The sequence below is a fragment of the Corynebacterium sp. c25Ua_47 genome, from assembly GCF_039907205.1.
Taxonomy (GTDB): domain Bacteria; phylum Actinomycetota; class Actinomycetes; order Mycobacteriales; family Mycobacteriaceae; genus Corynebacterium; species Corynebacterium hiratae.
This window is the reverse complement of sequence record NZ_JASBOH010000005.1, coordinates 20,675-47,293: the sequence shown is the minus strand read 5'-3', so window position 1 is coordinate 47,293 and position 26,619 is coordinate 20,675. Positions and strand designations below refer to the sequence as shown.

The following is a 26,619-nucleotide window of genomic DNA, read 5'->3' as shown; positions in this document are numbered from 1 at the left end:
CACTGTGACAAGGATTTCCCAGAGTTCTTATAGGCAGAATTTTAAAAAAGGAGCGACAGTGTCACAGGAAGCCCCCCGCATCGTAATTATCGGCGGTGGCCCCGCAGGCTACGAGGCTGCGACCGCCGGCGCCAAGTACGGCGCGCACATTACGTTGGTTGAGGAACAGGGCCCGGGTGGCTCCTCCGTTCTCTTGGACTGCGTGCCCTCGAAGTCCTTCATCGCTGGCGCCAACATTCGTACCGACTTCCGCCGCGCGGACGATATGGGCCTGAACCACCAGCTCGGCTCGCTGCAGCTGAGCCTGGAGGCCCTCAACGGCCGTGTGCAGGCGCTGGCTGCTAACCAGTCCCGTGACGTCCGTGCGGGCCTAGAGAAGATCGGCGTCAAGGTCATCGATGGGCGCGCTGCCTTCTCCGAGGATCAGCACGGTGTGAAGGGGGCAGCGCACAAGATCGATGTCACCCACACTGATGGCACCACTGAGACCCTCGACGCGGACCTCGTCCTCGTTGCTACCGGTGCCACCCCGCGCATCCTGCCGGGCGCGCAGCCGGACGGCGAGCGCATCCTCACCTGGCAGCAGGTCTATGACCTCAAGGAGGAGCCGGAGCACCTCATCGTGGTGGGCTCCGGTGTGACCGGTGCGGAGTTCGTTTCTGCTTTCGCGGAGATGGGAGTGCGCGTGACCATGGTGGCGTCCCGCGACCGCATTCTGCCGCACGATGACGCCGACGCTGCCGACGTCCTCGAGACCGTCCTGGCTGAGCGCGGCGTGGAGCTGGAGAAGAACTGCCGCGTGGAGACCGTCTCCCGCACAGAAGATGGCAACGTCGTGGTCAAGACTCAGGATGGCCGCGAGATCCACGGTTCCCACGTCATCATGTCCATTGGTTCCATCCCGAACACCAAAAACCTCGGCTTGGAGCACGTTGGTGTGGCCACCACGCCGTCCGGCCACATTGAGGTTGACCGTGTCTCCCGCACCAACGTCGCCGGCATCTATGCCGCCGGTGATTGCTCCGATCTGTTCCCGCTGGCTTCCGTTGCGGCAATGCAGGGCCGCATCGCCATGTACCACTCCCTGGGTGAGGGTGTGTCCCCGCTGCGCTTGAAGACCGTGGCAACCGCCGTGTTTACCCGCCCAGAGATCGCTGCCGTGGGCTTCACCCAGGCAGAGATTGAGGCCGGTGAGGTCGCTGCCCGCACCGTCATGATGCCGCTGAACACCAACCCACGTGCCAAGATGCGCTCCCTGCAGCATGGCTTCGTTAAGCTCTTCTGCCGCGCTACCTCCGGCCGTGTCATCGGCGGCGTCATCGTCGCTCCGACTGCGTCCGAGCTCATCCTGCCCATCGCCGTGGCGGTGACCAACCAGCTCACGGTGAACCAGCTGGCGGATTCCTTCGCGGTCTACCCGTCGCTGTCTGGCACGATCACGGAGGCGGCCCGCCGCCTTGTCGCCCACGACGACCTTGAATAGCGACCGCGAGTAAATCAGACCCGGCTCTGGTTTAGCTTCGGCTCGGATTTATAAGCCCAGTGTGCTCACGGCATGCTGGGCTTCTTCCATGGTGAACTTCTCGCCGTACTCGCTGGTGAGCTGATCGAGCAGCGCCGGGCCGGACATCGGCATCATCTCCTGGTAGTTTTCCGCTGCCTCGACGGCTTCGGCCATCCAATCAGCATTTACCGTGTCGACGGCGTACTGCGCCTGTTCCGGTGTGAACTTCTCTCCGTACTCGGAGGTCAGCTGGTCATAGAGCTTGGCCTTGGAAAAAGCGGCGAAGTCCACGTAGTGTTCGGCGGACTCGAGAGCCTCGGCGTTCCAGTCCACATCGAGCTGATCCATGGCGTATTGCGCCGCCTCCGGGGAGAATTGCGAGCCGTATTCGCTCGTGAGCTGGTCATAGAGCTTAGCCTCGGAGAAGGCAGAAAAGTCCACATAGCGCTTCGCCGCGCGCAGAGCATTCTTGTGCTCTGTGGGCACGGCGCTGTCATCGCTGCCAGTATCGCCTGCGGCGGACTCCACGTCAGCTGCGGCGTTGTTGATATCGACGGCCGTGATGCTTGTGCTTGGCTCCGATGCGGCGGTGTTGGTCGGGTCATCGCCGTCAGAACCCGCATTGAGTGCGGCGCTGCCGAGCACCAATACCGCGATTGCACCCGCGCCCCACTTGAGGCAGCCGCCTTTCTTCTTTTTCTTCGGCGCTGCCTGCTCTGGGGTTGGCTCCGGGGAGAACTGGGGAGCTGCATAAGGGTTGGACATGAGAGAACCTCCTGCATAGGTGAGTGAAGAGAACTCGGCGTGGTGCCGAACACGTCCTATAGTGGCAAGCCCACCGGACATCGCCGCAAGAGATTCGAAAGCCTAGGCGAAAATGAGAGAACTACGAGGTGGCGTATGCCGTCACCGGCGTGGCATTGAGGTCGAGGCTGACGGGCCGGCCTGCCTGCGGGAAGGCGCGCTGCGGGCACGCCGGGCGCGGGCAGGCGGCGCAGCCGGGGCCGATGGGGGTCGCCTCGGAAGGGGAGAGGTTGAGCGCGTCCGCGTAGACCACGCGATCCGCTTGTGCGATATCGCAGCCTAAACCCACGACGAATTCCTTGCGCGGCGTGCCCCAAGCCTGAGCTTGTCCTTGGACGAAGCGCGCGATCCATAAGTAGGTGTGGTCATCGGGCATCGAGGCCACCTGGCGCGTGATGCGGTTGGGCGTTTCAAACGCGCGGTGCACCACCCACAATGGGCAGGAGCCGCCGCTGCGGGCGAAGTGGAAAGCGGTGGAGGACTGGCGCTTGGAGATATTGCCCGCGCGGTCGGTGCGGATGAAGGAGAAGGGAACACCTTGGTGGCCGGGTCGCTGTAACGTCGCCAAGCGCTGCGCGGTGGTTTCGAAACCAGTGCCAAAGGCCGTCGCGATGACGTCGATGTCATAGCGCGTTTCCTCCGCGGTGGCGAGGAATTGGGTATAAGGCATGGTCACGGCGGCGGCAAAGTACTGCGCGAGGCCCAGAGTGCCAATAGTCTGTGCTTCCTCGCCGGGTAATTCGGCGACGAGTTCCGCGCAGTGCTCCGGGTAGGCCAGCAGGCAGTACTGAAGGGCCATCTCAAAAACCAGCTGGGATTCCGTAAGGCCCGCGCGCAGGTGCAGCTCCCGGTTATGGAAGGTACGTCGGCGCGGGGACGAGGAGGAAAATCGCGTCGTAACACCGAACTCGTCTTGCAGGACGGAAGCCAAGCGCCCGCGGCGCAGAACTCGGTCCCCGAGCGAATCGGAAAGCTCCTCGGCGGCGATGTCGAGACTGTGGACGTAGTTGTGCGCGTCGTAAAAGAAGTCGCGGACCGCTTCGAAGGGGCCGGGTTCGGCGGGGGTGTGCGCGGCGGCGTCGACAAGTCGGGGCAGAAGTTCGGGGAAGCGCCCGCTGAGATCGGTAAGAGTTGCCTCAGATGCCTCGGGGAAGAGCTGGCGCAGCTCGGCGAGCGCACGCAGGTCACGGTCCCCAGCGAAGTAGGTGGCATCAACGCCGAAGCGTTGGGTCAGCTGCATGAGGACGGTGACGGTGAGGGGGCGCTGGTCATTTTCCAACTGGTTGAGGTAGCTGGTGGATAGCCCCAGCTGCTTCGCCATGGCGGCTTGCGTGAGGTGGCGTTCCTTGCGTAATGCGTGGATTCTCGCCCCCGCGTAGTGCTTGGTCACCGTCTGTTTCCTCCTAAAAAGCCTTCCTGCCTGGGGATTCCACAAGTTTTGCAAGTAACGCAAATCCCTGCAACAGATAGTCACAGTTTACACATGTGGCAGGGCGCACGGGCTGAGGTTAGTGTGATGCCTATCGCAATCGTTGTTCTTGTTCAGGAGGAGAACCCCTTTGATTAACCACGAAGTACGTACCCACAAGTCCGCCGAGAACTTCCCCATCGAAGAGCACCTCGCCTACAAGATCGCCAAGGTAGCCGCCGATCCCGTCGAGGTTCCGGCCGAGACCACCGAGATGATCATCAACCGCATCATCGATAACGCCTCCGTGGCCGTCGCTTCCGCCACCCGCCGCCCGGTTACCTCCGCCCGCGTCATTGCGCAGGCTCACCCGGTGCAGGAAGGAGGCGCCACCATCTTCGGCGTGGACGGCGCATACTCCGCCGAGTGGGCAGCCCTAGCCAACGGCACTGCCGTGCGCGAGCTGGACTACCACGACACCTTCCTCGCCGCCGATTACTCCCACCCGGGCGATAACATCCCGCCGATTCTGGCCGTGGCACAGCACAAGGGGCTGACCGGCAAGGACCTCATCCGCGGCCTGGCTACCGGTTATGAAATCCAGGTCAACCTGGTCAAGGGTATCTGCCTCCACGAGTGGAAGATCGACCACGTGGCGCACCTCGGCCCCTCCGTCGCCGCAGGCCTCGGCACCATGCTGAACCTCGACGTCGAGACCATCTACCAGGCCATCGGCCAGGCGTTGCACACCACCACCGCTACCCGCCAGTCCCGCAAGGGTCTCATTTCCTCTTGGAAGGCTTATGCACCGGCCTTTGCCGGCAAGATGGGCATCGAAGCAGTAGACCGCTCCATGCGCGGCGAGGGTGCCCCGGCCCCGATTTGGGAAGGCGAGGACGGCTTCATTGCCTGGATGCTCCACTCCCCGGAGCGCACCTATACCGTTCCGCTGCCGGCGGAGGGTGAGGAAAAGCGCGCCATCCTGGACACCTACACCAAGGAGCACTCCGCGGAGTACCAGGCGCAGGCCCCAATTGATATGGCCTTTGCCCTCAAGAAGACCCTCGCGGAAAAGGGCCTGAAGACCGAGGATATTGAGTCCATTGTCCTCCATACCTCACACCACACGCACTACGTCATCGGCACCGGCGCCAACGACCCGCAGAAGATGGACCCGAACGCCTCCCGCGAGACTTTGGATCACTCCATCATGTACATCTTCGCCGTGGCACTGCAGGACGGCGAGTGGGACTACGAGACCTCCTACTCCGATGAGCGCAAGCACCGCCAGGACACCATCGACCTGTGGCACAAGATCTCCACCGTCGAGGACCCGGAGTGGACCCGCCGCTACCACTCCAACGACCTGGATGAGAAGGCTTTCGGCGGCAAGGCCGTCATCACCTTCAAGGACGGCACCGTGATTGAGGATGAGCGCGCGGTGGCCGACGCCCACCCGCTCGGCGCCCGCCCCTTTGGCCGCGAGGAATACATCAACAAGTTCAAGAAGCTCGCCGCCGGCAAGGTCTCGGAGGAGGAGCAGGAGCGCTTCCTCGCTGCCGCCCAGAACCTGGAGAACCTCACCGACCTCAACGAGCTCAACGTTCGCCTCACCGACGAGGCCATCGCTACCGCACCCGAGACCCCGAAGGGACTGTTCTAAATGGCTGGCCTATTTGGCTCCACAATCAGCAATGCAGACAAGCGCAAGAGCTTCCGCGAGGCGCTGAACGCACCGGAAATCACCACGCTGCCGGGCGCTTTCAATCCTTTGACCGCGCGGCTCATCCAGGACATCGGCGGCTTCGGCGGCGTGTACGTCTCCGGCGCGGTGCTGGCCAATGACCTGGGTCTGCCGGACATTGGTCTCACCACCCTCACTGAGGTGGCGCAGCGCGCCGGGCACATCGCCCGTGCCACGGACTTGCCGGTGCTTGTCGACGCCGACACTGGCTTCGGCGAGCCCATGTCCGCCGCCCGCACGGTTGCCGCGCTGGAGGACGCCGGCTTGGCCGGCTGCCACCTGGAAGACCAGGTCAACCCGAAGCGCTGCGGCCACCTCGATGGCAAGGAAGTGGTGCCGACGGATCTTATGGTTCGCCGCATCACCGCCGCCGTCAACGAGCGCCGCGATGAGAATTTCATCATCTGTGCGCGTACCGATGCCGCCGGCATCCACGGCATCGATGAAGCCATCGAGCGTGCCAAGGCCTATGCCGACGCCGGTGCGGACCTCATCTTCACCGAGGCCCTGTACTCGCCGGAGGACTTTGAAAAGTTCCGAGCCGCCGTGGACACCCCGCTGCTGGCCAACATGACAGAGTTCGGCAAGACCGAGCTGCTATCCGCCAAGCGCATCGAAGACTTGGGCTATAACGCCGTCATCTGGCCGGTGTCTACCCTGCGCGTGGCTATGGGTGCTACCGAAGAGTTCCTCCGCGATATGCAGGAAACCGGCCTGCAATCCGAGGAGTGGCTCGACCGCATGCAGCATCGCTCCCGCCTCTACGAGCTGGTGCGCTATGACGAGTACAACGCCTTTGACCAGAGCGTGTTCACATACTCCAAGGACAGCTACAAGCCCACCTTTGACTAAACCTTTGACTAAACCCCCGGCCTAGCCCACACGCTAGGCCCCCCGCTTAAGGAGAAAACACCATGTCTGAAACCCCAGAAATCCGCAAGGGCCTGTACGGCGTTGTCGTCGACGAGACCGCCGTGTCCAAGGTTGTCCCGGAGACCAACTCCCTGACCTACCGCGGTTACCCGGTCCAGGAGCTGGCCCGCTACTGCTCCTTCGAGGAAGTTGCTTACCTGCTGTGGAACGGCGAGCTGCCGACCCAGGATGAGCTGGTCCGCTTCTCCGCTCGTGAGAAGGCGCTGCGCCACCTGGACCGCCACCTCATCGACCTGATCACCTCCATGCCGAAGTCCTGCCACCCGATGGACGTTCTGCGCACCGCAGTCTCCTTCATCGGTTCCCAGGACCCGGAGGAATACACCAAGGATTCCGAGCACATTCGCCGCACCGCCCTGGAGCTCATGGCGAAGCTGCCGACCATCGTCGCACTCGACATCCGTCGCCGCCGCGGTGAGGGCTACATCGAGCCTTCCCGCAAGAAGGGCTTTGCGGAGAACTTCCTGTGGATGGTCTTTGGCGAGGAGGAAGGCTCGCCGGCCCTCTCGCGCTCCGATATCGAGGCCTTTGATAAGTCCCTCATCCTCTACGCGGAGCACTCCTTCAACGCTTCCACCTTCGCGGCCCGCGTGGTGACCTCGACGATGTCCGATACCTACTCCGCTGTTACCGCCGCCATCGGCGCCCTCAAGGGCCCGCTGCACGGTGGCGCTAACGAGGCCGTCATGAAGAACTTCCTTGAAGTCGGTGACCCGGCCAAGGCAGAGGAGTGGACCCTGAACAAGCTCAAGAACAAGGAGCTTGTCATGGGCTTCGGTCACCGCGTGTACAAGAACGGTGACTCCCGTGTTCCGACCATGGAGGCTGCCTTCCGCGAGCTGGCTAAGGACCACGGCCAGGAGCAGTGGGTGGAGATGTACGAAAACATGGCGAAGACCATGTACGAGAACACCTCCATTAAGATTCAGCCGAACCTGGACTTCCCGGCTGGTCCCGCGTACCACATCCTGGGCTTCGACATCGAGTTCTTCACCCCGATCTTCGTGATGGCCCGCATCACCGGCTGGACCGCGCACATCGTGGAGCAGAACGAGAACAACTCCCTCATCCGCCCGCTGTCTGCCTACAACGGTAAGGAGCAGCGCTCCGTTCCGCCGAAGCAGATCTAATTAGCGGTTGCGCTTGACGACGGGCGCTGCACGTGGCGAAGGCATGTCATGCCGACGCCACATGCAGCGCCTAATGCTATTGCGCCTGCGGCAACAAGAAGTGCATTCCAATCGATGGCAAAAGTGAGGCCATCTCCTATTGCGTAGACCATTCCGGCGAGTGGGAGGATTCCAGCGAGACAGCCAGAAATGATCGCAACACATGTCAGTGTGGCCGTCGTGAGTACAACGATTCTTAGGTGCCAGGAAGAATCGAGGCCTAGTACTTTGAAGGTGGTCTCGATTGCTTCGGTAGCGCGAGCAAGTTGCCGCGAGAAAACAAAGGTTACGGCTAACGCGCTGAGCAGCGCGGCTGCCAAACTGATATAGAATGCCCGCGGTGTCGAAGAGGTTTGAATCAGCGGCAGTAGTACGAGCTCGTGGGGGATATGGGCTTGTGCAGCGCTATCAAGAAAGCGCTTTTCTTGGTCTTCCTGGAGACCCGTAAAGACCCATTGTGTACTACCTGCCGGTGCATCTAGTTTTTGCGCCGTGGATGCGAGGATAAATCCTCCAGCTAGCTTCTCCCAGTGTGGCCCGAAGTCCATACTCAGTGCTGAAAGTGATGAGTGGCCTGAATTCTTGCTTGTGCTGATTGAAACGTGGTCTTGGTCGATGAATCTGTGATCGCGGACTAATGCCCCAGTCTTAAGGACTTCTTTTTCTGAGGCAGTAAGCTCTCGGTCTAAGAGTTGCTCTACGTCATGAACGGATTCGACGCTCAGTACGCCAAAGGTCCCCGACATCTCCGTGGGCATGTCCAGTGTGGCTTGGACATAAGAAACACGAACTGGGGCGGGCACCCCCAACACAGTGGCTACGTGCTGGACGGATTCGGCACGCGTGGAAAGCCCGCTATCTGTCTTCTCTAAAATGTGTGCCTGGTTTGGGGCGATCGTTGACGTCAAACTGTCATTCTCACTGGCTGTGAAGCTGGCTGACATCGAACTGCTAAACACGGCGGTTCCCATGCACAGGACCAACAACGTCAGACCCGTGCCAATAAGCTGCCGGTGCTTCTCTGCAAATCTCAGGGCCACGCCTGTTGGAGTGTAGGGCCGGCTGGTTCGCGGACAGCGGGCGAGAAAAAGAGAAAAGACGATGCACAATGCCACGGTTGGCAATGGCGCCCAGGTTTCGAACACGTCTGGCCCCAGCAGTGCTGAAGCGACCGTAAAGAGTGCGGCCACAAGGACTATAGCAATAGCACTCCAACGCAAGAATGATGCCGATAGGGCCGGCAGCGGGATATCTTTCCAGAACGGATGCGGCTGGGTCGACGGCGCGGTGGCAATACCGCCAATCAGGAGTGCTGCTAGCGAGCTAGCGAGAAGAAGCACTAACCATTTCCACGGAATGAGGACTCCAGGATCAGGCAACCCTGCAAGTCCAGAAATGAAAGGGCGCGCACATTGCGCCAGGCCTGCACCTACAACGAGGCCTAAGACGGAGTACATCAGGGCTGAACGAAGCAGGGTGGATGTGCTGGACTTCCACAACAGGAAGGGGGAGATTCCTAGCTCGAAGAACCGCCGGTTCAACGGGTGAAGAACTAGGTACGTGACTCGCCACAAAAAGAAGATCAAAGCACACGGTATGACAACGGCAAACAGGCCGAAGAAGAAGGAATAGCTATCGGCGAATCCTGAAGGCGGCGTTGCGAGCAAGCTTTCTCGGGTGAGGAGCGAGGTCGAGAAAGCGTCGTCAAGCGCGGCGTGATCGACGAGGTCTGCATCCCCGATCTGACTCCTAATGAACTCGGTGAGGGCTGCAGGAGTCTTTCCTTCGGAACCGAAAACAATCGGCCGGACCGAAGCGGAGGTCATGGAATAAGCGTCGGCGTCGATGGTGTTCCATGTTCCCGATGCGCCGTACACCGCTTTCTCCTGGCTGTGGAAGGAATTCGATACAACGCCAACGATGCGGAGCGGTAGAGTGCCGTTGAATGCAGTTGTGTGCTCTCCGACGTTGAGGTTCACGTCTTCGGTGACTACTACCTCGCCAGGATCACTAGGCCACTGGCCCTGAACCAATGCCAACCCAAAATCGGGAGCTTGCTCTTCCCAGTGAGACTCCTTGTAGACAAGGGAAGTGGAAGGATTGCTATCGACATAGAGATCGTAAGTCTCGAGTTGGGTAGTAAAGCCCCTCTCTGGGGAATCAAGTTGCGGCAGCGTCTGTTCAACCACGCCCGCCCGCGTGTACACAGGCACGTCCACCCGCACGGCGTTGTTTCCCAATTCTGACTGCGCCTTTTGCTGCGGGGACAACGTCATGAAGAGATCGGCCGAGACAGCAAATGCGAAAAGTCCTAAGCACACTGCGATTGCTGCTGCGCCGAAACGATACCGTTTCGATGAATGCACGACTTTCGTGATTAGTTCATTGAGCATGCGGGGCTGCTTTCCCAAGCTGGCCGTCGATCAGCGTGTAGGCCGTGCCGCAATAGTCCAGCATGATGGGATCGTGGCTGGTCGCTATCACGGTTGTGCCGGTTGATGCGAGCTTTTTGAATAGTTGAAAAATGCTATGGGAGTTCTCGGAATCGAGCGCAGCGGACGGCTCATCAGCCAAGAGAATTCGTCGGTTCCCGGAGAGCGCTCGGGCGATTCCTACTCTTTGGCACTGGCCGCGCGACATCTCTGCGGGAAATCGTTGAGCGAGTCCTGCAAGTCCTACTTGGGCTAATGCCTCGGAAGCCTTATCGTGCGCCGTCGTCTCATCGACACCCGCTGCGGCAAGCACAAGCATGACATTTTCGAGCGCGGTGAGTTCATTCATTAATAGGTCGTCTTGGTGGACGAAGCCGATTGTGTTGCGGCGCAAGGCAAGTAGTTCCTTGGGATCAGCGGTGGATACACAGGTATCGAAGACCGAGATTGAGCCCTCATCAGTGGGGAGAAGCCCCGCGATCGCGCGCAGGAGAGTGGTTTTACCGGAGCCGCTCTTTCCTGAAATCCCGAGAAACTCACCTTCATCAACCTCTAGGCTTGTGCCTTTGAGAACATGCGTGCGCTGGGCGCCCTCGCCCAAATACTTGTGGACCCTAGATATGGTGACTGAGTTCATGTGCTCGTTTCTATCTTCACCGTGAGGCCTTTGGGATGAAAGATGAAGTTGGTTGTTATGAACCTGATTGAAGGATAGAAACAGGGGGTGGAACATGTCAATAGGTTTATATTTTTTTTAAAAGCGAAGTAAATCCTTTCCTATTTGGCCGCTGCATGTTTAAAGGGGGAAGGGTAGCTGCGCATGAAGGGGGGGCGAGCCATCTAGGGGTGTGCCTAGAATTCTGGCGAGAACCTAATTGAAATCTGTTGACCTATATGTCGATTCTCGCCCGCGTTGTCGCCTCGGACACTATCCTTGTCTTCGTATTGTTCCTATCTGAAAGGATCACTCCTAGTGTCTGATACCGCCCACAAGTCCTTCTCTAAGATCTTGGTGGCCAACCGCGGTGAGATTGCCGTGCGTGCCTTCCGCGCCGCCTTTGAGGTCGGTTCCAAGACCGTTGCAATTTACCCCAAGGAAGACCGCAACTCCTTCCACCGCGCCTTCGCGGACGAGGCCGTGCGCATTGGTACTGAGGGTCAGCCGGTTAAGGCTTATCTCGATATCGATGAGGTTATTCGCGCCGCCAAGAAGTCCGGTGCGGACGCCATTTACCCGGGTTATGGCTTCCTTTCGGAGCGTGCTGATTTGGCCCGCGCGTGCCGTGACAACGGCATTAAGTTCATCGGCCCCACCGCGGAGACCTTGGACCTGACCGGTGACAAGGCCGCCGCAGTGGCCGCAGCCGAGGAGGCGGGTTTGCCGACTCTGAAGGACTCGAAGCCCTCGACGGACGTCGACGAACTGGCGGAATACGCCAAGGACTTTGAGTTCCCCGTCTTCGTGAAGGCAGTGGCCGGCGGCGGTGGCCGCGGCATGCGCTTCATCGAGAACGAGGCCGAGCTGAAGACCAAGTGCGCTGAGGCGTCGCGCGAGGCAGAGGCCGCCTTCGGTGACGGCCACGTCTACCTTGAGACCGCGGTCATTCGCCCGCAGCACATCGAGGTGCAGATTCTGGCTGACTCCCAGGGCAACGTCATGCACCTGTATGAGCGCGACTGCTCCGTGCAGCGCCGCCACCAGAAGGTCGTGGAGATCGCTCCGGCGCCGACGCTGGACCCGGAGCTGCGTGACCGCATCTGCGCCGACGCCGTGAAGTTCTGCGAGCACATTAACTACGAAGGCGCCGGTACCGTCGAGTTCCTCGTCGATGAAAAGGGCAACCACGTCTTCATCGAGATGAACCCGCGCGTGCAGGTCGAGCACACCGTGACCGAGGAGGTCACGGGCGTTGACATCGTGAAGTCCCAGATGCAGATTGCCGCGGGCCTCTCCCTAGAGGAGCTGGGCCTCAAGCAGGAGGATATCCACATCACCGGTGCGGCGCTGCAGTGCCGTATCACCACTGAGGACCCCTCCAACGGCTTCCGCCCGGATACCGGCACGCTGACCCAGTACCGCTCGCCGGGCGGCGCGGGCGTGCGTCTCGACGGTGCAACGGCCGTCGGTGCGGAGATTTCCCCGAACTTCGACTCCCTGCTGGTGAAGATGACCTGCCGTGGTGCCACCTTCGAGCAGGCGGTATCCCGCGCCCAGCGTGCGCTTAACGAGTTCACCGTGGCCGGCGTGGCCACCAACATTGGCTTCCTGCGCGCCCTGCTGCGTGAGCCGGACTTCGTCAACACCCGCGTGGACACCAGCTTCATTCCGGAGCACCCGGACCTGCTGAAGGCCCCGCCGGCCGTGGACGAATCTGGCCGCATCATCGACTACATCGCGGACGTGACTGTCAACAAGCCGAATGGCGAGCGCCCGACCACCCTGCGTCCCTTCGATAAGCTGCCGGATCTGGACTTTAACTCCGAGCTGCCGCGCGGTTCCCGTGACGACTTGCTGGAGCTGGGCCCGAAGAAGTGGGCGGAGAAGATCCGCAAGCAGGACGCCTTGGCCGTCACCGATACCACCTTCCGCGATGCTCACCAGTCCCTGCTGGCCACCCGCGTACGCGGCACTGCTCTGGTCACCGCGGCGGAAGCCGTGGCCCGCATGACCCCGGAACTCTACTCCGTGGAGGCATGGGGTGGCGCCACCTACGACGTGGCCATGCGCTTCCTCAAGGAGGACCCGTGGGTCCGCCTGGACCTGCTGCGCGAGGCTATGCCAAACCAGAACATCCAGATGCTGCTGCGCGGCCGCAATACCGTGGGTTATTCGCCGTACTCCAACGATGTGTGCACCGGCTTCGTGCAGGAGGCTGCCAAGTCCGGCGTGGATGTCTTCCGCATCTTTGATGCGCTGAACGACGTCACCCAGATGCGCCCGGCTATCGACGCCGTCCTGGAGACCAACACCACCGTGGCCGAGGTTGCCATGGCCTACTCCGGTGACATGTGCTCCCCGGATGAGAAGCTCTACACGCTGGATTACTACCTCAAGCTGGCCGAAGAGATCGTCAACACCGGTGCCCACGTCCTGGCTATCAAGGACATGGCGGGCCTGCTGCGTCCGGAGTCCGCATCCAAGCTGGTTATGGCTCTGCGCAAGGAATTCGACCTGCCGGTTCACGTGCACACGCACGACACCGCCGGTGGCCAGTTGGCTACCTACTACGCGGCAGCGCTTTCTGGTGCCGACATCGTCGACGGCGCCTCCGCACCGCTGGCGGGAACCACCTCTCAGCCTTCGCTGTCCGCCATCATCGCGGCGTTCTCGAACTCTTCGCGTGACACCGGTATCTCCCTCAAGGCAGTCTCCGACTTGGAGCCCTACTGGGAGGCAGTGCGTCAGCTCTACCATCCGTTCGAGAAGGGAATTCCTGGCCCGACCGGCCGCGTGTACCGCCACGAGATTCCGGGTGGACAGCTGTCCAACCTGCGCGCACAGGCTACCGCGCTGGGCTTGGAGGACCGCTTCGAAATCATCGAGGACACCTACGCTGCGGTGAATGAGATGCTCGGCCGCCCGACCAAGGTGACCCCGTCCTCCAAGGTGGTTGGTGACCTCGCCCTGCACCTCGTGGGTGCTGGCGTGGACCCAGCTGACTTCGAGGCCAACCCCACCAAGTACGACATCCCGGATTCCGTCATCGCCTTCCTGCGCGGTGAGCTCGGTACGCCTCCGGGTGGCTGGCCGCCGCTGCGCGACAAGGTCCTGGAGGGCCGCGCGCCTGGCGACGTCACCGTCAAGCCCGTCCCTGAAGAGGAGAAGGCACACCTGACTTCGGATGATTCCACCGAGCGCCGTGCTTCCCTCAACCGCCTGCTCTTCCCGAAGCAGTTCGAAGAGTTCAACGAGTTCCGCCGCACCTACGGCAACACCGAGGCGCTGACGGACACCGTCTTCTTCTACGGTCTGGAAGAAGGTAAGGACTACATTGTTCACCACTTCCCGGAGGGCTCCAACGACCGTGCAGATCTCAAGCCCATTACCTTGCGTCTTGACGCGATGGGTGAGCCGGACGAGAAGGGCATCCGCAACGTTGTGCTCAACGTCAACGGCCAGATCCGCCCGCTCAAGGTGCGCGACAACAACGTCGAGTCCACCGTCGCCACCGTGGAAAAGGCTGACCCGTCCAACGAAGGCCACGTGGCCGCACCGTTTGCCGGCGTGGTGAACCCGACCGCCAAGCCTGGCGACGAGGTCAAGGCCGGCGACCAGATCGCCGTCATCGAGGCCATGAAGATGGAAGCCTCCATCTCCGCCACCAAGGATGGCACCATCGAGCGCGTCGCCATTGGCGTCGCCACCAAGGTTGAGGGCGGCGATCTCATCGCCGTTATCAACTAAAAGTCGACTTAGGTCGTGGATGGGTGAGCAGCGTCATTCTTGGCGCTGCTCACCGGTGGTTTTCGGCGGTGGGGTAGGATTTTTCCGCACTGCATTGGCCTAAGTCAGGAGGGTGTCTCGCAAAAGGCATCTGGTAGAAGGCATCTTTGGGTCTAAAAACGCCATCTGCCCTGAGTAAAAGGCGTTTTTAGCCGTGAAAACGCCTTTTGACTGATGCCTTTTGCCAGGCGCCTTTTGTCAGATGCCTCCAGCATCTCGATGGAGGCATGCAGACGTTGCGCGTTGTTAGGGGAGCGATGTGTTAGGGGAGCGAAGAAGCTAGTCGCGTTTCGCGAAGATACGTGCAGCGTTCTACGGAAACGGTCGTTGTGACCCGACCTAGGTTATAGGCGGGTGAGCAATGTCGCTCTTGGCGCTGCCGTCGGCGCGCCGACGAAGGTGTCGAGTATAGTCGACACCTTTCGAAGAAACCGAGGAACTGTCGAGTATAGTCGATACTTTTTGTCGCTTTGCGTACTAGAAGCGCTTGAGCATTACGTGGGCATCCGGGCGGCCCGGGATGTCGATGTCGACGAAGCCCTCGGATTCATATAGCTTGCGGGCACCGCTGTTCTCCGGCTCAATCCACAGCGATACCGCAGGAGCCTCTTGGGCTTCGGCCAGGTCGCAGGTGTTGCGCAGGAGGCGTCGTCCAGCGCCGAGGCCCCTGTAGCGGGACTCCACAGCAATGAAGAGCTCGGGGATTTCCTCCGGATCTAGGTCGGTGGCCCACTGGGACTCATCAAAAGGATCTGCCTCGGGGTTGCCGGTGTAGGCAGCGCCCTTCGCTTCAGTGGTGTAATAGCGCAGCCACGCACCACCGACGGGAACGCGGTGGCTGGAGACTGCGATGACGCCGCCGTCGACGTGCGGGGACCATTCATCGACGTACATTCCCACGTCAGGTGTGTGGAAATCCCCGATATGGGCGTCCTCGTCACCGAGGACATCGGCGAGGAAAAGGAGACGGGAGAGGTAGGTACGGTCGTGCTCCTTGGCCAACCGTACGCCGAACTCGGAATCGTTAACGCTCATGCCTTTCGAGGCTACTTGATCTCTGAATTTAGCTACTCACAGAGTGGCTCGAGGGGCGTTGGTGGATTCTCTATGGTCCAGAGAAGAGTACTCGTGGCGGTGGTGTGGCGTGTAACTCGCGGGTTCAGTAACTCCTCGACTTTCAAGATCGAGCGGAAGGCGTGAATAGCCTCCCTGCGACGTCGTGAGCTTATGAATGGCTCATTGTGGGCCGCGCGGTTTCTGACGCGATTGATTCGCGCTAGATGTTGTTCGACTTCCTTGCGGCGTGTGTGCGGCTCAAATGCCTTGTGCAGCGCAGGAATCCACAACAATTGCTCATGAGCTGCGTCTGTTAAGTGGCGCCAGAATCCAAAGGGGAGCTCGGCGACTAAAGCTCCTGGACTGACATGCTTCGTATGATTGCGTCGCAGAGCTTCCGCTATTGATTGCCGGTTCTTATCGTTCGAATCTATTTGTACTCCGTCGCGCATTCGGTGGAGAGGTGCATTCACTGGTGACTTGGGATCTATAAGCCAATGCTGGTCCCCCAGCCACCACCGTTCCAAAACAGTGTTATAAGAGTTTCTGAGCAGAACTTCGGCGTGTGAGGCGTCGTGGAGAAATGCCATCGCGACGCTGATGTTCCATTCATATAGTGCTAATGCGGCTTCGCCGTCTTGATGAGCAGCATGAAGAAATGGCTCCCAGCGCGGTGTTGAGAGCCATTGCGTAATCCACTGGCTATCCTGATGCGCCACTGCTGCATCCCCCCGGAGCGACAAGTCAGCACCCCGGTAAGTAGTACTCAGCAGGTCAGTGACCCAGAGCAGAGCTCCACCGGGGTATCACCTCATAGAGTAATTAACTGTGCTAATCGAGGCAAGGTTTCTAGCAGTTTTGTACTGCTCTCTGTCGGCAGGGAAGCGTTAGCGAACTACTTGATCTCCAGAATCGGCTCGCCCTTGTTGATCTGCGTGCCGGTGGATACCTTGAGGTCGGCCACGGTGCCGGACTTGTGGGCCTTGACGGGGTTTTCCATCTTCATGGCCTCGAGGACGACGACGACCTCGCCCTCTTCCACTTCCTGGCCTTCCTCGACGGCGACCTTGATGACGCTGCCCTGCATCGGTGCGGTCACGGTGTCACCGGACACGCTTGCCGACGCTCCCTTGCCACGACGCTTCTTCGACTTCTTGCGCTTGCTACCACCGCCCAAGAGCAGGTTGCCCGGCAAAGCCACCTCGATGCGGCGGCCGCCCACCTCGACGACGAACTTCTGGGAAGCTTCCTGTTCCTCGTCCTCGGGTGCTTCGGCGGGGTCGGTGTATGCGGGAAGCTCGTTGACCCACTCTTCCTCGATCCACTTGGTGTAGACCGTGAAGTTGCCGTCCTCGGCGGTGAAGGCGGGATCGGTGAGGATGGCCTGGTGGAAGGGGATAACGGTGGGCAGGCCCTCGATGCGGTACTCAGCCAGGGCGCGGCGTGCGCGCGCGATGGCGGTGGCACGATCCGGTCCCCAGACGATGAGCTTGGCCAGCATGGAGTCGAACTGGCCGCCAATAACGGAACCTTCGCGCACGCCGGAATCCATGCGCACACCCGGACCGGAAGGCTCGGAGTAGGTGACGACGGTTCCAGGAGCCGGCATGAAGCCCGCGGCGGCGTCCTCGCCGTTGATGCGGAACTCGATCGCGTGGCCGCGCGGGGCGGGATCCTCGGAGATGGAGAGCTCACGCCCCTCAGCAATGCGGAACTGCTCGCGCACCAGGTCGAAGCCGGTGGTCTCCTCAGTAACGGGGTGCTCCACCTGGAGGCGGGTGTTGACCTCGAGGAAGGAGATGAGTCCGTCCGCACCTACGAGGTACTCCACGGTACCGGCGCCGTAGTAGCCGGCCTCGCGGCAGATGCGCTTGGCGGATTCATGGATGGAAGCACGCTGCTCATCGGTAAGGAAGGGGGCAGGAGCCTCCTCGACGAGCTTCTGGAAGCGGCGCTGCAGGGAGCAGTCACGGGTGCCCATGACGACGACGTTGCCGTGCTGGTCGGCGAGGACCTGGGCCTCGACGTGGCGGGCCTTATCCAGGTAGCGCTCGACGAAGCACTCTCCGCGGCCGAAAGCGGTAACGGCCTCGCGGGTGGCGGATTCGAAGAGGTCCTTGATCTCCTCGCGGGTGTGCGCGACCTTCATGCCGCGGCCACCGCCGCCGAAGGCGGCCTTGATGGCAACGGGGAGGCCGTGCTCATCGGCGAAGGCTTCGACTTCTTCTGCACTGGCGACGGGATCCTTGGTGCCCGGTGCCATAGGAGCATCAGCGCGCTCTGCGATGTGGCGGGCGGTGACCTTGTCACCCAGTTCCGCGATGGATTCCGGGGATGGGCCGATCCAGATCAGGCCGGCGTCGATGACGGCCTGAGCAAACTCGGCGTTCTCGGAGAGGAAGCCGTAGCCGGGGTGGATAGCGTCGGCGCCGGATTTGGAGGCGGCGTCGAGAATCTTGCCGAAGTCGAGGTATGACTCCGCGGAAGTCTGGCCGCCGAGTGCAAAGGCTTCGTCGGCAAGCGTGACGAATGGGGCATCGGCATCGGGCTCGGCGTAGACCGCTACGGATGCAATGTTGGCGTCGCGAGCCGCGCGGATAACACGGACCGCAATCTCACCGCGGTTGGCCACGAGGACCTTGGTGATGTTCTTGGTTTCAACTGCCACGGCAGGAACCCTCCTCCATGATTTGTGATAGGACTGCGTACTATTCTTGCACACCAAAACATGAGGATACCTTCACATCTTGGTTTCGTGTCAAAAAATAAACCCGCACCAGCGCGGATGCGGGCTTATATCGGCGTGTTGCTAGCGCTCAACGGGCATGCGAACCATGTTGCCCCATTCTGCCCACGAGCCGTCGTAGACACGGGGTGCCTCGAATCCGAGCAGGTACTTGAGGACGAACCAGGTGTGCGCAGCCTGGGCTCCGACGTGGGAGTAAAGGACGGTCTCCGTTGCTGGCTCGAGCTCGCCGTAGTTGACCTTCAACTCGCTCAGCGCGCGGAAGCAGCCGTTCGGGTAAATCGCGCGGTCCCACTCGAGGTTGATGGCGCCGGGAATGTGGCCGTGGGTCATTGTGGTGCCGTAGGCGGACTCACCGGCCCCGGTCTTGTGGGCGGCCTCGCCACAGAACTCCTCTGGGCTGCGGGTGTCAACCACCGTGGCGGAGGAGTCACGCAGCTCGTCGACGAAAATGCGCGAGGATTCCTCGCGGGAAACCTCCGGGTAGGAGGAAGCAGAAGGCTCGGGGACCATGAAGGAGGTGTCGCGTTCTTCGGACATCCAGGCGTCCCGTCCACCGTCGAGAAGCCGCACGTCCTCGTGGCCGTAGAGCTCGAAGACCCACAGCGCGAAAGCAGCCCACCAGTTGGACTTGTCGCCGTAGAGGACGACGGTGTCGTCGCGCTCAATACCCTTGGAGCGGAGGAGTGCGGTGAAATCCTCTGCGCTGATAATGTCCCTCGCTGTGCTGTCGAGCAGCTCAGTTTGGACGTTGATGCGGATCGCGGTGGGGATGTGGCCGATGTCGTAGAGGAGTGAGTCCTCATCAACCTCGATGACGTGGAGGCCGTTGATGCCCAGTCGCGCGGACAGCCACGGTGCGGACACGAGGCGCTCAGGGTGCGCGTATTCCTGGAAAGGGGGATTCGGGTCGAATTCGGCCACGGTCCACCTGCCTTTCTCGTTGAGGGGGAACGTTCGGTTCAACTCTAGCGTGCTGGGCGGACATGTGGTCACGAGGGAGGCGTATTTGTGGTGTTGGATACATTTCTTCTGCAGTTAGCGCTGCTGCACGTTCACTGGTTATAACAAGCGTGCAGGTCAGCGGCCAAAAAGTGCGGTACGCTTGCTTTTTATGCCTTTTCGGGGGTGCTTTTCTAGGTGAGCGCGAGGGTCCAACCTGGGTTATTTTAAGAAGTGACACTCACTAACCCCCTAGTGGAAGGGAATCACTGTGCACAAAGCAATCGTCGTCTTCGAGGTTGAGGGCGGATCCGATAAGCAGATCAACGGACACCGTAAGGACACCATGCCAATCGTCGACTGCATCAAGGATGCAGGCTGGCATGCAGAGGTCGTGTTCTACCGCCCTGAGTGGTCCGAGAAGCTCTTCGAGTATGTATCCGAGAATTTTGATGCCTACATCTCCCGCGTGAACCCGGGCAACATCCCGGGCGGTGAAAAGGGCTACTTTGACCTGCTCTCCAAGCTGTCCGACGCTGGCCTGGTCGGCATGTCCACCCCGTACGAGATGATGGCCTACGGCGCCAAGGATGCCCTGGTCAAGCTCAACGACACCGACCTGGTCCCGTCCGATACCGCCGCCTACTACGACGTTGAGTCCTTCCACAACACCTTCCCGACCTCCCTGTCCTACGGCGAGCGCGTGCTTAAGCAGAACCGCGGCTCCACCGGCTCCGGCATCTGGCGCGTGCGCCTTGCCGACGAGAAGCTGGCCGAGTCCGTCGAGCCGGGCACGGCTCTGTCACTCGACACCAAGATCAAGTGCACCGAGGCTGTGGACAACCACACCGAGGAGCGCGAGCTTGGCGAGTTCATGGACTTCTGTGATCAGTACATCGTGGGTGACAACGGCATGCTCGTGGACATGCGCTTCATGCCGCGCATCGTCGAGGGTGAGATTCGTATTCTTCTCGTGGGCCCGGACCCGGTCTTCGTGGTGCACAAGAAGCCGGCCGAGGGCGGCGACGCCTTCTCCGCCACCCTGTTCTCCGGCGCCAAGTACACCTACCAAAAGCCGGAGGAGTGGCAGGAGCTCGTCGATATGTTCGCTGACGTTCGCCCGGTCATCGCAGAGAAGCTCGGCGGTGACAACATCCCGCTGATCTGGACCGCGGACTTCATGCTGGCTGACGGCGAAAACGGCGAAGACACCTACGTCCTTGGTGAGATCAACTGCTCCTGCGTGGGCTTCACCTCTGAGCTGGACATGGGCATCCAGGAGAAGGTGGCTGCTGAGGCCATCAAGCGCGTGGAGGCCAAGCACGCTTAAGCGATTTATTTCGCACTAATCCTGTTGAGTTTCCCCTGCCGTGGCGGGGGAAACTGTCGTTTTCTGGGGTGCATTTGCCTAACTCGCGCTGCCGGTGAGCAAGATCTCAGGTACGTTCGGTGGGGTAAAAAATTTATGACAGTATCGTGCTGTAGCGCACTGCGAAAATCAATGATTCTCCGAAAGGTCTAAAAGCTATGACGAACCCCAACCAGTTTGGTGAGAACGGCGACAAGAGCGATAACAACGCTGGCGACTACAACGCTCACGGTTCCCACAGCGACAACGCTGGGAACAACAGCTTCGGTAGCTTTGGCGGCTACGGTAGCTCCCAGTCCGGCAGCGATAATTCTGCTTCTGGGTGGAACAGCCAGGGACAGAACTCCAACTTCGGCTGGGGCGGCCAGGCTGGCTACGGCGATTACTCCGAGAGCTCCGCTGAGACCTCCTCGTTCGGAAGCGCGTCTTCCCAGAATTCGCAGCCGGAGTCTGAAGGTGAGGCCAAGGACAGCACTTTTGGCTCCAGCTTTGCTGCGTCTGAGTCCGCCTCTGGTTCTGCCAACACGGAGTCATCTGACAACAAGTCTGAAAGCCATGACACCCGCGCTAACCACGACTCTTTTGGTGCCTCCTACGCTTCCTACAACTCCGATAGCAGTGCTGGTGCCGAGCACTCCGCTGAGTCGACGAACTCGAATCAGGGCTACGGCAACCACGGTTACGGCAACAGCGGCTTTGGCAACGACGGCTTTGGCGGCACTGCGCAGGCAGAACCCAACCAGAGCCAGGGTTTTGGGCAGCAGTCTGGTGATGGCTTCGGCGCCCAGGCTTCTCACTCCAACTCCACGTCCGGTTTTGGTAGCTACCAGCAGCAGAACCAGGGCTTCGGCTCCCAGGGCCAGCAGGGCTTCGGGGCACAGGAGCAGCAGGGATTCGGCCAGCAGAACTCGCCCTTTGCTGCCTCTCCGCAGAACAATCAGTACCCGCAGCAGGCCGCACAGAACGGTGGTTCTTCTAAGAGCACGGGCTTCTTCAAGGCGCTGTTTGATTTCTCCTTCAGCAGTTTTGTCACCCTGAAGTTCTCCTCCTTCATCTACATGCTGCTCGTCATTTTGTCAGCAGTCTGCTGGGTAGGAGCGATCCTCTTCTCCTTCGCGTTTTTCGCTGAGGGCTTTGGCATCGGAATCGTCGCGTTCCTCGGTGCCGTGATCGGCGGTGGAATCGCGTTCCTTCTCTATGTCATCCAATTCCGTTTGATCCTGGAGTTCTTCGTGGCGAACATCCGCACCGCGCAGAACACCGGTGATCTTGTTGCTAAGGCAGACGGCGACAAGGCTTAATCGCATACCAATCCCTGCGCTGCTTTAGAGCAGACAGATTAATCCCGCGGCCTCAGTATTCGAGGTCCGCGGGATTTTTGTACGTAATGCGCCGTGCCCGTCTGAGAGGTCCGCTAGCTGCCACGGATGGTTCCAGTCATATGGTTCGGCTCAGAAGGTTCATGTGCCCCAAACAAACCTTCTTTGGGCACCTGGATGGTTCACCTGCCCCCAGCTAAACCTTTTGAGTAGAACCAGTTGACTAGAACCACGTGGCGGACCGGGGGGAGGCGGGCCAGCGCGCAACGGCGCTACTGGCTGCTTAGTCCAGCAGCGTGGCGACGGACTCGGGGTCGGCGTCGGAAAGCATCTGGCGGATGCGGTCATACTCCGCGTCCTCACCGATGGCCTTCGCAGCATGGCCCAGTGCGGCAATCGCGCGCAGCACGCCTTGGTTGGGTTCGTGGGAGAAGGGGACAGGGCCCCAGCCCTTCCAACCATTGCCGCGCAGGCGGTCGAGGCTGCGGTGGTAGCCGGTGCGCGCATAGGCGTAGGCGGTGATGAAAGCGGTGGGCTCAGCGCCCTTGTGCTTGTCTAGTTCTTGCTCCGCCAGCAGCGCCCACAGCAGCGCGGAATCCGGATGGGCCACGATTCCCGCGGTGAGATCGGAGGTGCTGTCAGCACCCGGATCGGCCGGCAGCTTGATGGGCGGGGGAGCGAGCATATCTTTCATTTCCATGCCGTCCCACTCTAGCCATGTGGCAGCGAGGGGGCGAACCTAGAAAGGTTCGCCCGCAGCTGGATGGATTCACCCGCAACTAGAAGGGCTCGCCCCGAATTAGGACTGGGCCCAGAAGTCAGAAACGTTGAGCCCAAAGGAATACAGCGCGCGGCGCAGCACCGGCAGCGAAAGCCCGATGACGGAGGAAGGATCGCCCTCAATGCGGTCGATGAACCAGCCGCCAAGGGCCTCCAAGGTAAAGGCGCCGGCGCATTCCAGCGGCTCGCCGGTGCGGGCATAGGCCTCGATATCGGCGGCAGTAGCTTCCGCAAAGTGCACCGTCGTGCGCGAGGCCTCCACGAAGCGCTCCTCGCCGCGCAGCACGCAGTGGCCGGTGATGAGCTCCGCGGCGCGTCCTGCCTGCGCGTGCCAGCGCTCTACGGTGGCCTCGGGGGTGTGGGGTTTGCCTTGGAGGGAGCCGTCGAGAAGCAGCATGGAATCCCCGCCCACCACGACGTCCTCGGGATAGTCCGGGGCAATGGCCTCTGCCTTGGCCGTGGCGAGTGCGCAGACGATCTCGGCGGGCTCAGCACCCGCCAGGCGCTCCTCGATGGCCCGCTCATCCACGTGGGCCGGGGCAATGACGGGTTCCACGCCCGCACCCCGCAGGATGGACAGGCGGGACGGGGACTGAGAAGCCAGAACCAGGCGCATGTGCTTAGTAGTAGCGGACGTTGCGGAAGGCGGACGGGTTAAACACGTCGCCCGGCTGGCCCCACAGGTCGCGCTCGGAGCGGGTATCGGCGGCCTTGGCACGCGCCTCGGAGTCGAGCTGGCTGAGCACCGTGGTCAGGGCCGCCACCTCAGCGTCGGTGGGGTTGCCGTTGAGAACGGTAAACAGGGAAGCGGTCATGGGGAAACCTCTACAAAACGATATTGCCGTGTTTCTTCGGCAGGGTCGGAATAATCTTGCGATCCAGCAGGCGCAGTCCCTCAATGAGGGAACCGCGCGTGGCTGCCGGGGTAATAACGGAATCGACGAGACCGCGCTCAGCGGCTTGGTACGGGGTGAGGTAGGCTGCGGCCTCGTCCTCACTCAGCTCCAGCTCAGCGGCCAGTTCAGGGGCATCGGCCACGGCGATCTCGGCCGTCGGCCACGCATAGGACAGGTCCGCACCGAGCTCCTTGGAACCGAAAGCGATGTAGCCGGTGCCGTGCGCGCGGCGCACGATCACGCTGATCTTGCCCACGCTCGCCGCAGCATAAGCATGCACGAGCTTGGCCAACGCTGCCTTCTCCACATCCAGAGCCGGGGAGTCGACGAACTCGACGATGGGGGTGTTGAAGGCATCGCACAGGCGAATGAAACGCGCGGCCTTGGCGGCGGCTGCGGCATCGAGAGAGTCGCGGTTGGCGATGATGCCCACCGTGCGTCCCTCCACGCGGCCGAAGCCGGTGAAGACCCCGCGCACCCGGGCGCCGAGCTCGAAAACATCCTCACAGGTAGCGGTGACCACGTCGGCGAGATCCACGGTGCCGTCATCGCCCACGAGGGTATCGAGCGCGTGGTCGGCCTCGCTGATGTTCTCTTCCACCGACCCCGCAACGATGGTGGCCTCGGTGCGGGGCGCCGCGGCACGGTTATTGGAGGGCAGATAGGAGAGCACGCGCTTGGCGACGCTCACCTCGTGCTCCCCGTCCGCCTGCACGTCGCCGTCGGGAGCGATGACCACATCGGACAACGCGGCCACGAGCGAGGCCTCCTTGGACTCCGCGTAAACCGCCGTGATCTGCGGGATGAGGCCGGAGGCGGTGGTGGCGCGGGCGAGGATGCGGGCCTGCATGGCGGAGGAGACGATGCCCTCCTGGGCGCGGGGCTTATCGCTGGCAACGAGCGCGACGATGGGCACGCCGGTCTTAATGGCCAGGTCGTAGAGCTTGGTGACCTTTTCGCCATAGACCTCGCCCATGGTGCCGTCGAACAATGAGGCGTCCTGCGCATAGGCGCAGACCTTGCGGCCATCCACGGTGCCGAAGCCGGTGACGACACCATCGGTGTAGGGGCGGATGTGCTCGCGGCCGAACTCGGTGGAGCGGTGGCGAGCAAGGGCGTCGGTCTCCACGAAGGAGCCGGCGTCAAAGAGCGCCTCGATGGCGCTGCGGGCTGCCGGGACTTCTCCCTGCGGCGCCCGGGACTCGGTGAGCTTGGCGCTCAGGTCCTCGATCTTGCCAGCGGTCGTCTTCAAGTCAGTCATGGAACACTAGTGTAATACAGTGCTTCTGCTGCACTAATCTGTGCTCGATCCGAGCACGGCCTAGAGCGGGATGTTTCCGTGCTTGCGCGATGGGCGCGCGACATTCTTGTCCGTGAAGAAGCGCAGGTTTTTAGCGATTGCACTACGGGTTTCGGAGGGGAGAATGACGGCGTCGATAAGCCCGCGCTCTGCTGCCTTATACGGGTTGAGCATGTGATCTTCGTATTCGCGCTCGAAGGATTTGGTCAGTTCCGTCACGTCGAGGCCTTTCTCATGGGCTGCCTTGATCTCTTTGCGATAGATAAAACCGACGGCACCTGCTGCACCCATGACCGCGATCTGGGCGGTGGGCCATGCCAGGTTGATGTCCGCGCCCAGCCCCTTGGAGCCCATCACGCAGTAGGCGCCGCCGTATGCCTTGCGCAGGGTGACGGTGATCTTGGGAACGGTGGCTTCGGCGTAGGCGTAGAGCAGCTTGGCGCCGCGGCGCAGGATGCCGTCGTGTTCTTGGTCTGCGCCGGGGAGGAAGCCGGGGACGTCGACAAGCATGATGATGGGGATGTTGAAGGCATCGCAGGTGCGCACGAAGCGGGCGGCCTTCTCGGAAGAATCGATGTCGAGGCAGCCGGCGAAGACCTGGGGCTGGTTGGCAACGAAACCAACAGTGCGGCCCTCGATGCGTCCGAAGGCGGTGACCACGTTATCGGCGCGGTCGGCCTGGATCTCCAGGAAGTCACCGTCATCGGTGAGGGCCTCGATGACCTCCTTGACGTCATAGGGCTGGTTTGGGGAATCCGGGATGATCTCATCCAGCATGAGGTCGTCGGCGGTTTCTTCGCCCAGGTCTTCGTAGGGCTCAACCGGGGTCAGCTGGCGGTTATTGGAGGGAAGGTAGGTCAGCAAGTCGTGGACCCAATCCAGGGCTTCCTCGTCGCTGGCGGCGGTGTAGTGCGAGGTTCCTGCTTTGTGCATGTGGACGCCCGCGCCGCCGAGTTCTTCTTGACTGACTTCTTCGCCGGTGACGGTCTTGATGACGTCTGGTCCGGTGACGAACATCTTGGACTTCTTGTCCACCATCACCACGAAATCAGTCAGGGCAGGGGAGTAGGCGTTGCCGCCGGCGCACGCGCCCATGATGACGGAGATCTGCGGGACGATGCCGGAAGCCTTGACGTTCTGGTAGAAGGTCTTGGCAATCCAGTCCAGGGACACGGCGCCGTCCTGGATGCGGGCGCCGGCACCCTCGTATAGGCCGATTAGCGGGCGGCCGGTGGTGATGGACAGCTCCATGATCTTGATCATCTTCTCGCCGTAGACCTCACCGAGTGCGCCACCAAAGACGGTTCCGTCCTGGGAGAAAATGCAGACCTCGCGGCCGTCGATGGTGCCCCAGCCGGTGACGATGCCATCGGTCAGTGGGCGCTTCTTGCCCATGCCGAAGTCCGTGGTGCGGTGCACGGCGAGCATATCGGTCTCGACGAAGGAGCCCTCGTCGAGGAGATAGTCCAAGCGCTCACGTGCGGTGAGGCGGCCTTGGGCGTGGACCTTTTCGTGGGCTTTCTCGCCCATGGGCTGCGCCGCTGCTTCGCGACGCCTCTTCAGTTCAGCGATCTTGCCTGCGGTGGTGTCGGCGCTCAGGGAGTCAAGCTCCGACAAATGTGAGGAAATAGTCATGTTTGGCAGTGTAGAGAAGTTTTGTATAGGAATGTATAGCGGCGCACGGGTGATTTCGCTCACATTTTACGTTCGGGCAGGTGAGGGGCGGTGGAAAAGATGAGGGAATCCTCGCAAACGGCGTGTTGGGTGCATGGC

Annotated in this window: 20 protein-coding genes; 7 read left to right on the top strand and 13 right to left on the bottom strand. The window is 61.2% G+C overall.

The window, feature by feature from the left end; genetic code table 11:
* The first annotated feature begins 58 nt into the window (after positions 1-58).
* Positions 59-1,483 (top strand): NAD(P)H-quinone dehydrogenase, encoded by a 1,425-nt coding sequence (locus QKE52_RS06025; RefSeq protein WP_175974420.1) that lies wholly within the window; start codon positions 59-61, stop codon positions 1,481-1,483.
* 48 nt (positions 1,484-1,531) lie between these two features.
* Here QKE52_RS06025 and QKE52_RS06020 read toward each other — a convergent pair whose 3' ends face one another.
* Positions 1,532-2,269 (bottom strand): Ltp family lipoprotein, encoded by a 738-nt coding sequence (locus QKE52_RS06020; protein ID WP_049157264.1) that lies wholly within the window; start codon positions 2,267-2,269, stop codon positions 1,532-1,534.
* A gap of 121 nt (positions 2,270-2,390) precedes the next feature.
* Positions 2,391-3,698: a short-chain fatty acyl-CoA regulator family protein gene (locus tag QKE52_RS06015; RefSeq protein ID WP_070511454.1), complete on the bottom strand. Its 1,308-nt coding sequence runs from the start codon at positions 3,696-3,698 to the stop codon at positions 2,391-2,393.
* Positions 3,699-3,867: 169 nt separating this feature from the next.
* Between QKE52_RS06015 and prpD the strand changes: the two genes are divergently transcribed.
* From prpD to QKE52_RS06000, 3 genes are all read left to right on the top strand, one after another.
* Positions 3,868-5,379: a 2-methylcitrate dehydratase PrpD gene (prpD, locus tag QKE52_RS06010; RefSeq protein ID WP_046648358.1), complete on the top strand. Its 1,512-nt coding sequence runs from the start codon at positions 3,868-3,870 to the stop codon at positions 5,377-5,379.
* Positions 5,380-6,312 carry a methylisocitrate lyase gene (gene prpB / locus QKE52_RS06005; protein ID WP_049154346.1) on the top strand — a complete coding sequence of 311 codons (933 nt, stop codon included), beginning with the start codon at positions 5,380-5,382 and terminating at the stop codon, positions 6,310-6,312.
* Between the two features lie 62 nt (positions 6,313-6,374).
* Positions 6,375-7,523: a bifunctional 2-methylcitrate synthase/citrate synthase gene (locus QKE52_RS06000; protein WP_070597157.1), complete on the top strand. Its 1,149-nt coding sequence runs from the start codon at positions 6,375-6,377 to the stop codon at positions 7,521-7,523.
* On the opposite strand, the gene QKE52_RS05995 is transcribed toward QKE52_RS06000, so the two are convergent.
* Positions 7,520-9,955: a hypothetical protein gene (locus QKE52_RS05995; RefSeq protein ID WP_347948385.1), complete on the bottom strand. Its 2,436-nt coding sequence runs from the start codon at positions 9,953-9,955 to the stop codon at positions 7,520-7,522. The two genes, QKE52_RS06000 and QKE52_RS05995, sit on opposite strands and share 4 nt — an antisense overlap.
* Positions 9,945-10,631, bottom strand: coding sequence for an ABC transporter ATP-binding protein (locus tag QKE52_RS05990; RefSeq protein ID WP_070516005.1), 687 nt, complete (start codon positions 10,629-10,631; stop codon positions 9,945-9,947). The genes QKE52_RS05995 and QKE52_RS05990 overlap by 11 nt, the downstream gene beginning before the upstream one ends.
* Before the next feature lie 336 nt (positions 10,632-10,967).
* On the opposite strand from QKE52_RS05990, the gene QKE52_RS05985 reads away from it, so the two are divergent.
* A complete protein-coding gene (locus QKE52_RS05985) occupies positions 10,968-14,399 on the top strand; it encodes a pyruvate carboxylase (protein ID WP_347948384.1) in 3,432 nt (1,143 codons plus the stop codon).
* 516 nt (positions 14,400-14,915) lie between these two features.
* On the opposite strand, the gene QKE52_RS05980 is transcribed toward QKE52_RS05985, so the two are convergent.
* The 4 genes from QKE52_RS05980 to QKE52_RS05965 all read right to left on the bottom strand — a co-directional run bounded on the left by QKE52_RS05980 (position 14,916) and on the right by QKE52_RS05965 (position 19,164).
* The gene (locus QKE52_RS05980; protein WP_347948383.1) at positions 14,916-15,473 is read right to left on the bottom strand and encodes a GNAT family N-acetyltransferase; all 558 of its coding nucleotides are present in this window, start codon (positions 15,471-15,473) and stop codon (positions 14,916-14,918) included.
* A gap of 32 nt (positions 15,474-15,505) precedes the next feature.
* On the bottom strand, positions 15,506-16,213 hold the full coding sequence (locus QKE52_RS05975; protein WP_158381210.1) for an Abi family protein: 708 nt from the start codon (positions 16,211-16,213) through the stop codon (positions 15,506-15,508).
* A 176-nt stretch (positions 16,214-16,389) separates the two neighbouring features.
* Positions 16,390-18,162 (bottom strand): biotin carboxylase N-terminal domain-containing protein, encoded by a 1,773-nt coding sequence (locus QKE52_RS05970; RefSeq protein ID WP_102234260.1) that lies wholly within the window; start codon positions 18,160-18,162, stop codon positions 16,390-16,392.
* Positions 18,163-18,303: 141 nt separating this feature from the next.
* Positions 18,304-19,164, bottom strand: a complete 861-nt coding sequence (locus tag QKE52_RS05965) for a sulfurtransferase (protein WP_070680428.1) — start codon at positions 19,162-19,164, stop codon at positions 18,304-18,306.
* A gap of 289 nt (positions 19,165-19,453) precedes the next feature.
* On the opposite strand from QKE52_RS05965, the gene QKE52_RS05960 reads away from it, so the two are divergent.
* Both QKE52_RS05960 and QKE52_RS05955 read left to right on the top strand, forming a co-directional pair.
* Positions 19,454-20,512: a Cj0069 family protein gene (locus QKE52_RS05960; protein ID WP_347948382.1), complete on the top strand. Its 1,059-nt coding sequence runs from the start codon at positions 19,454-19,456 to the stop codon at positions 20,510-20,512.
* A 197-nt stretch (positions 20,513-20,709) separates the two neighbouring features.
* Positions 20,710-21,852 carry a DUF4282 domain-containing protein gene (locus QKE52_RS05955; protein WP_347948381.1) on the top strand — a complete coding sequence of 381 codons (1,143 nt, stop codon included), beginning with the start codon at positions 20,710-20,712 and terminating at the stop codon, positions 21,850-21,852.
* A gap of 301 nt (positions 21,853-22,153) precedes the next feature.
* Here QKE52_RS05955 and QKE52_RS05950 read toward each other — a convergent pair whose 3' ends face one another.
* The 5 genes from QKE52_RS05950 to QKE52_RS05930 form a co-directional block, all read right to left on the bottom strand.
* Positions 22,154-22,570 carry a DUF3151 domain-containing protein gene (locus tag QKE52_RS05950; RefSeq protein WP_347948380.1) on the bottom strand — a complete coding sequence of 139 codons (417 nt, stop codon included), beginning with the start codon at positions 22,568-22,570 and terminating at the stop codon, positions 22,154-22,156.
* Between the two features lie 99 nt (positions 22,571-22,669).
* Positions 22,670-23,266, bottom strand: coding sequence for a nucleoside triphosphate pyrophosphatase (locus QKE52_RS05945; RefSeq protein ID WP_101735889.1), 597 nt, complete (start codon positions 23,264-23,266; stop codon positions 22,670-22,672).
* 4 nt (positions 23,267-23,270) lie between these two features.
* Entirely contained in the window at positions 23,271-23,465 is a 195-nt protein-coding gene (locus tag QKE52_RS05940; RefSeq protein WP_070528100.1) for an acyl-CoA carboxylase subunit epsilon, read from the bottom strand.
* Between the two features lie 10 nt (positions 23,466-23,475).
* Positions 23,476-24,807: a carboxyl transferase domain-containing protein gene (locus tag QKE52_RS05935; RefSeq protein WP_347948379.1), complete on the bottom strand. Its 1,332-nt coding sequence runs from the start codon at positions 24,805-24,807 to the stop codon at positions 23,476-23,478.
* Positions 24,808-24,867: 60 nt separating this feature from the next.
* On the bottom strand, positions 24,868-26,481 hold the full coding sequence (locus QKE52_RS05930; protein ID WP_070531065.1) for an acyl-CoA carboxylase subunit beta: 1,614 nt from the start codon (positions 26,479-26,481) through the stop codon (positions 24,868-24,870).
* Positions 26,482-26,619 lie beyond the last annotated feature (138 nt).

What these genes read in the sequence shown, in the direction of transcription:
- QKE52_RS05995 (WP_347948385.1), bottom strand. Translation starts at nt 9,955, where the DNA reads ATGCTCAATGAACTAATCACGAAAGTCGTGCATTCATCGAAACGGTAT.
- QKE52_RS05955 (WP_347948381.1), top strand. Translation starts at nt 20,710, where the DNA reads ATGACGAACCCCAACCAGTTTGGTGAGAACGGCGACAAGAGCGATAAC.
- QKE52_RS06020 (WP_049157264.1), bottom strand. Translation starts at nt 2,269, where the DNA reads ATGTCCAACCCTTATGCAGCTCCCCAGTTCTCCCCGGAGCCAACCCCA.
- QKE52_RS05990 (WP_070516005.1), bottom strand. Translation starts at nt 10,631, where the DNA reads ATGAACTCAGTCACCATATCTAGGGTCCACAAGTATTTGGGCGAGGGC.
- QKE52_RS05980 (WP_347948383.1), bottom strand. Translation starts at nt 15,473, where the DNA reads ATGAGCGTTAACGATTCCGAGTTCGGCGTACGGTTGGCCAAGGAGCAC.
- QKE52_RS06000 (WP_070597157.1), top strand. Translation starts at nt 6,375, where the DNA reads ATGTCTGAAACCCCAGAAATCCGCAAGGGCCTGTACGGCGTTGTCGTC.
- QKE52_RS05935 (WP_347948379.1), bottom strand. Translation starts at nt 24,807, where the DNA reads ATGACTGACTTGAAGACGACCGCTGGCAAGATCGAGGACCTGAGCGCC.
- QKE52_RS05940 (WP_070528100.1), bottom strand. Translation starts at nt 23,465, where the DNA reads ATGACCGCTTCCCTGTTTACCGTTCTCAACGGCAACCCCACCGACGCT.
- QKE52_RS05945 (WP_101735889.1), bottom strand. Translation starts at nt 23,266, where the DNA reads ATGCGCCTGGTTCTGGCTTCTCAGTCCCCGTCCCGCCTGTCCATCCTG.
- QKE52_RS05930 (WP_070531065.1), bottom strand. Translation starts at nt 26,481, where the DNA reads ATGACTATTTCCTCACATTTGTCGGAGCTTGACTCCCTGAGCGCCGAC.
- prpB (WP_049154346.1), top strand. Translation starts at nt 5,380, where the DNA reads ATGGCTGGCCTATTTGGCTCCACAATCAGCAATGCAGACAAGCGCAAG.
- QKE52_RS05950 (WP_347948380.1), bottom strand. Translation starts at nt 22,570, where the DNA reads ATGGAAATGAAAGATATGCTCGCTCCCCCGCCCATCAAGCTGCCGGCC.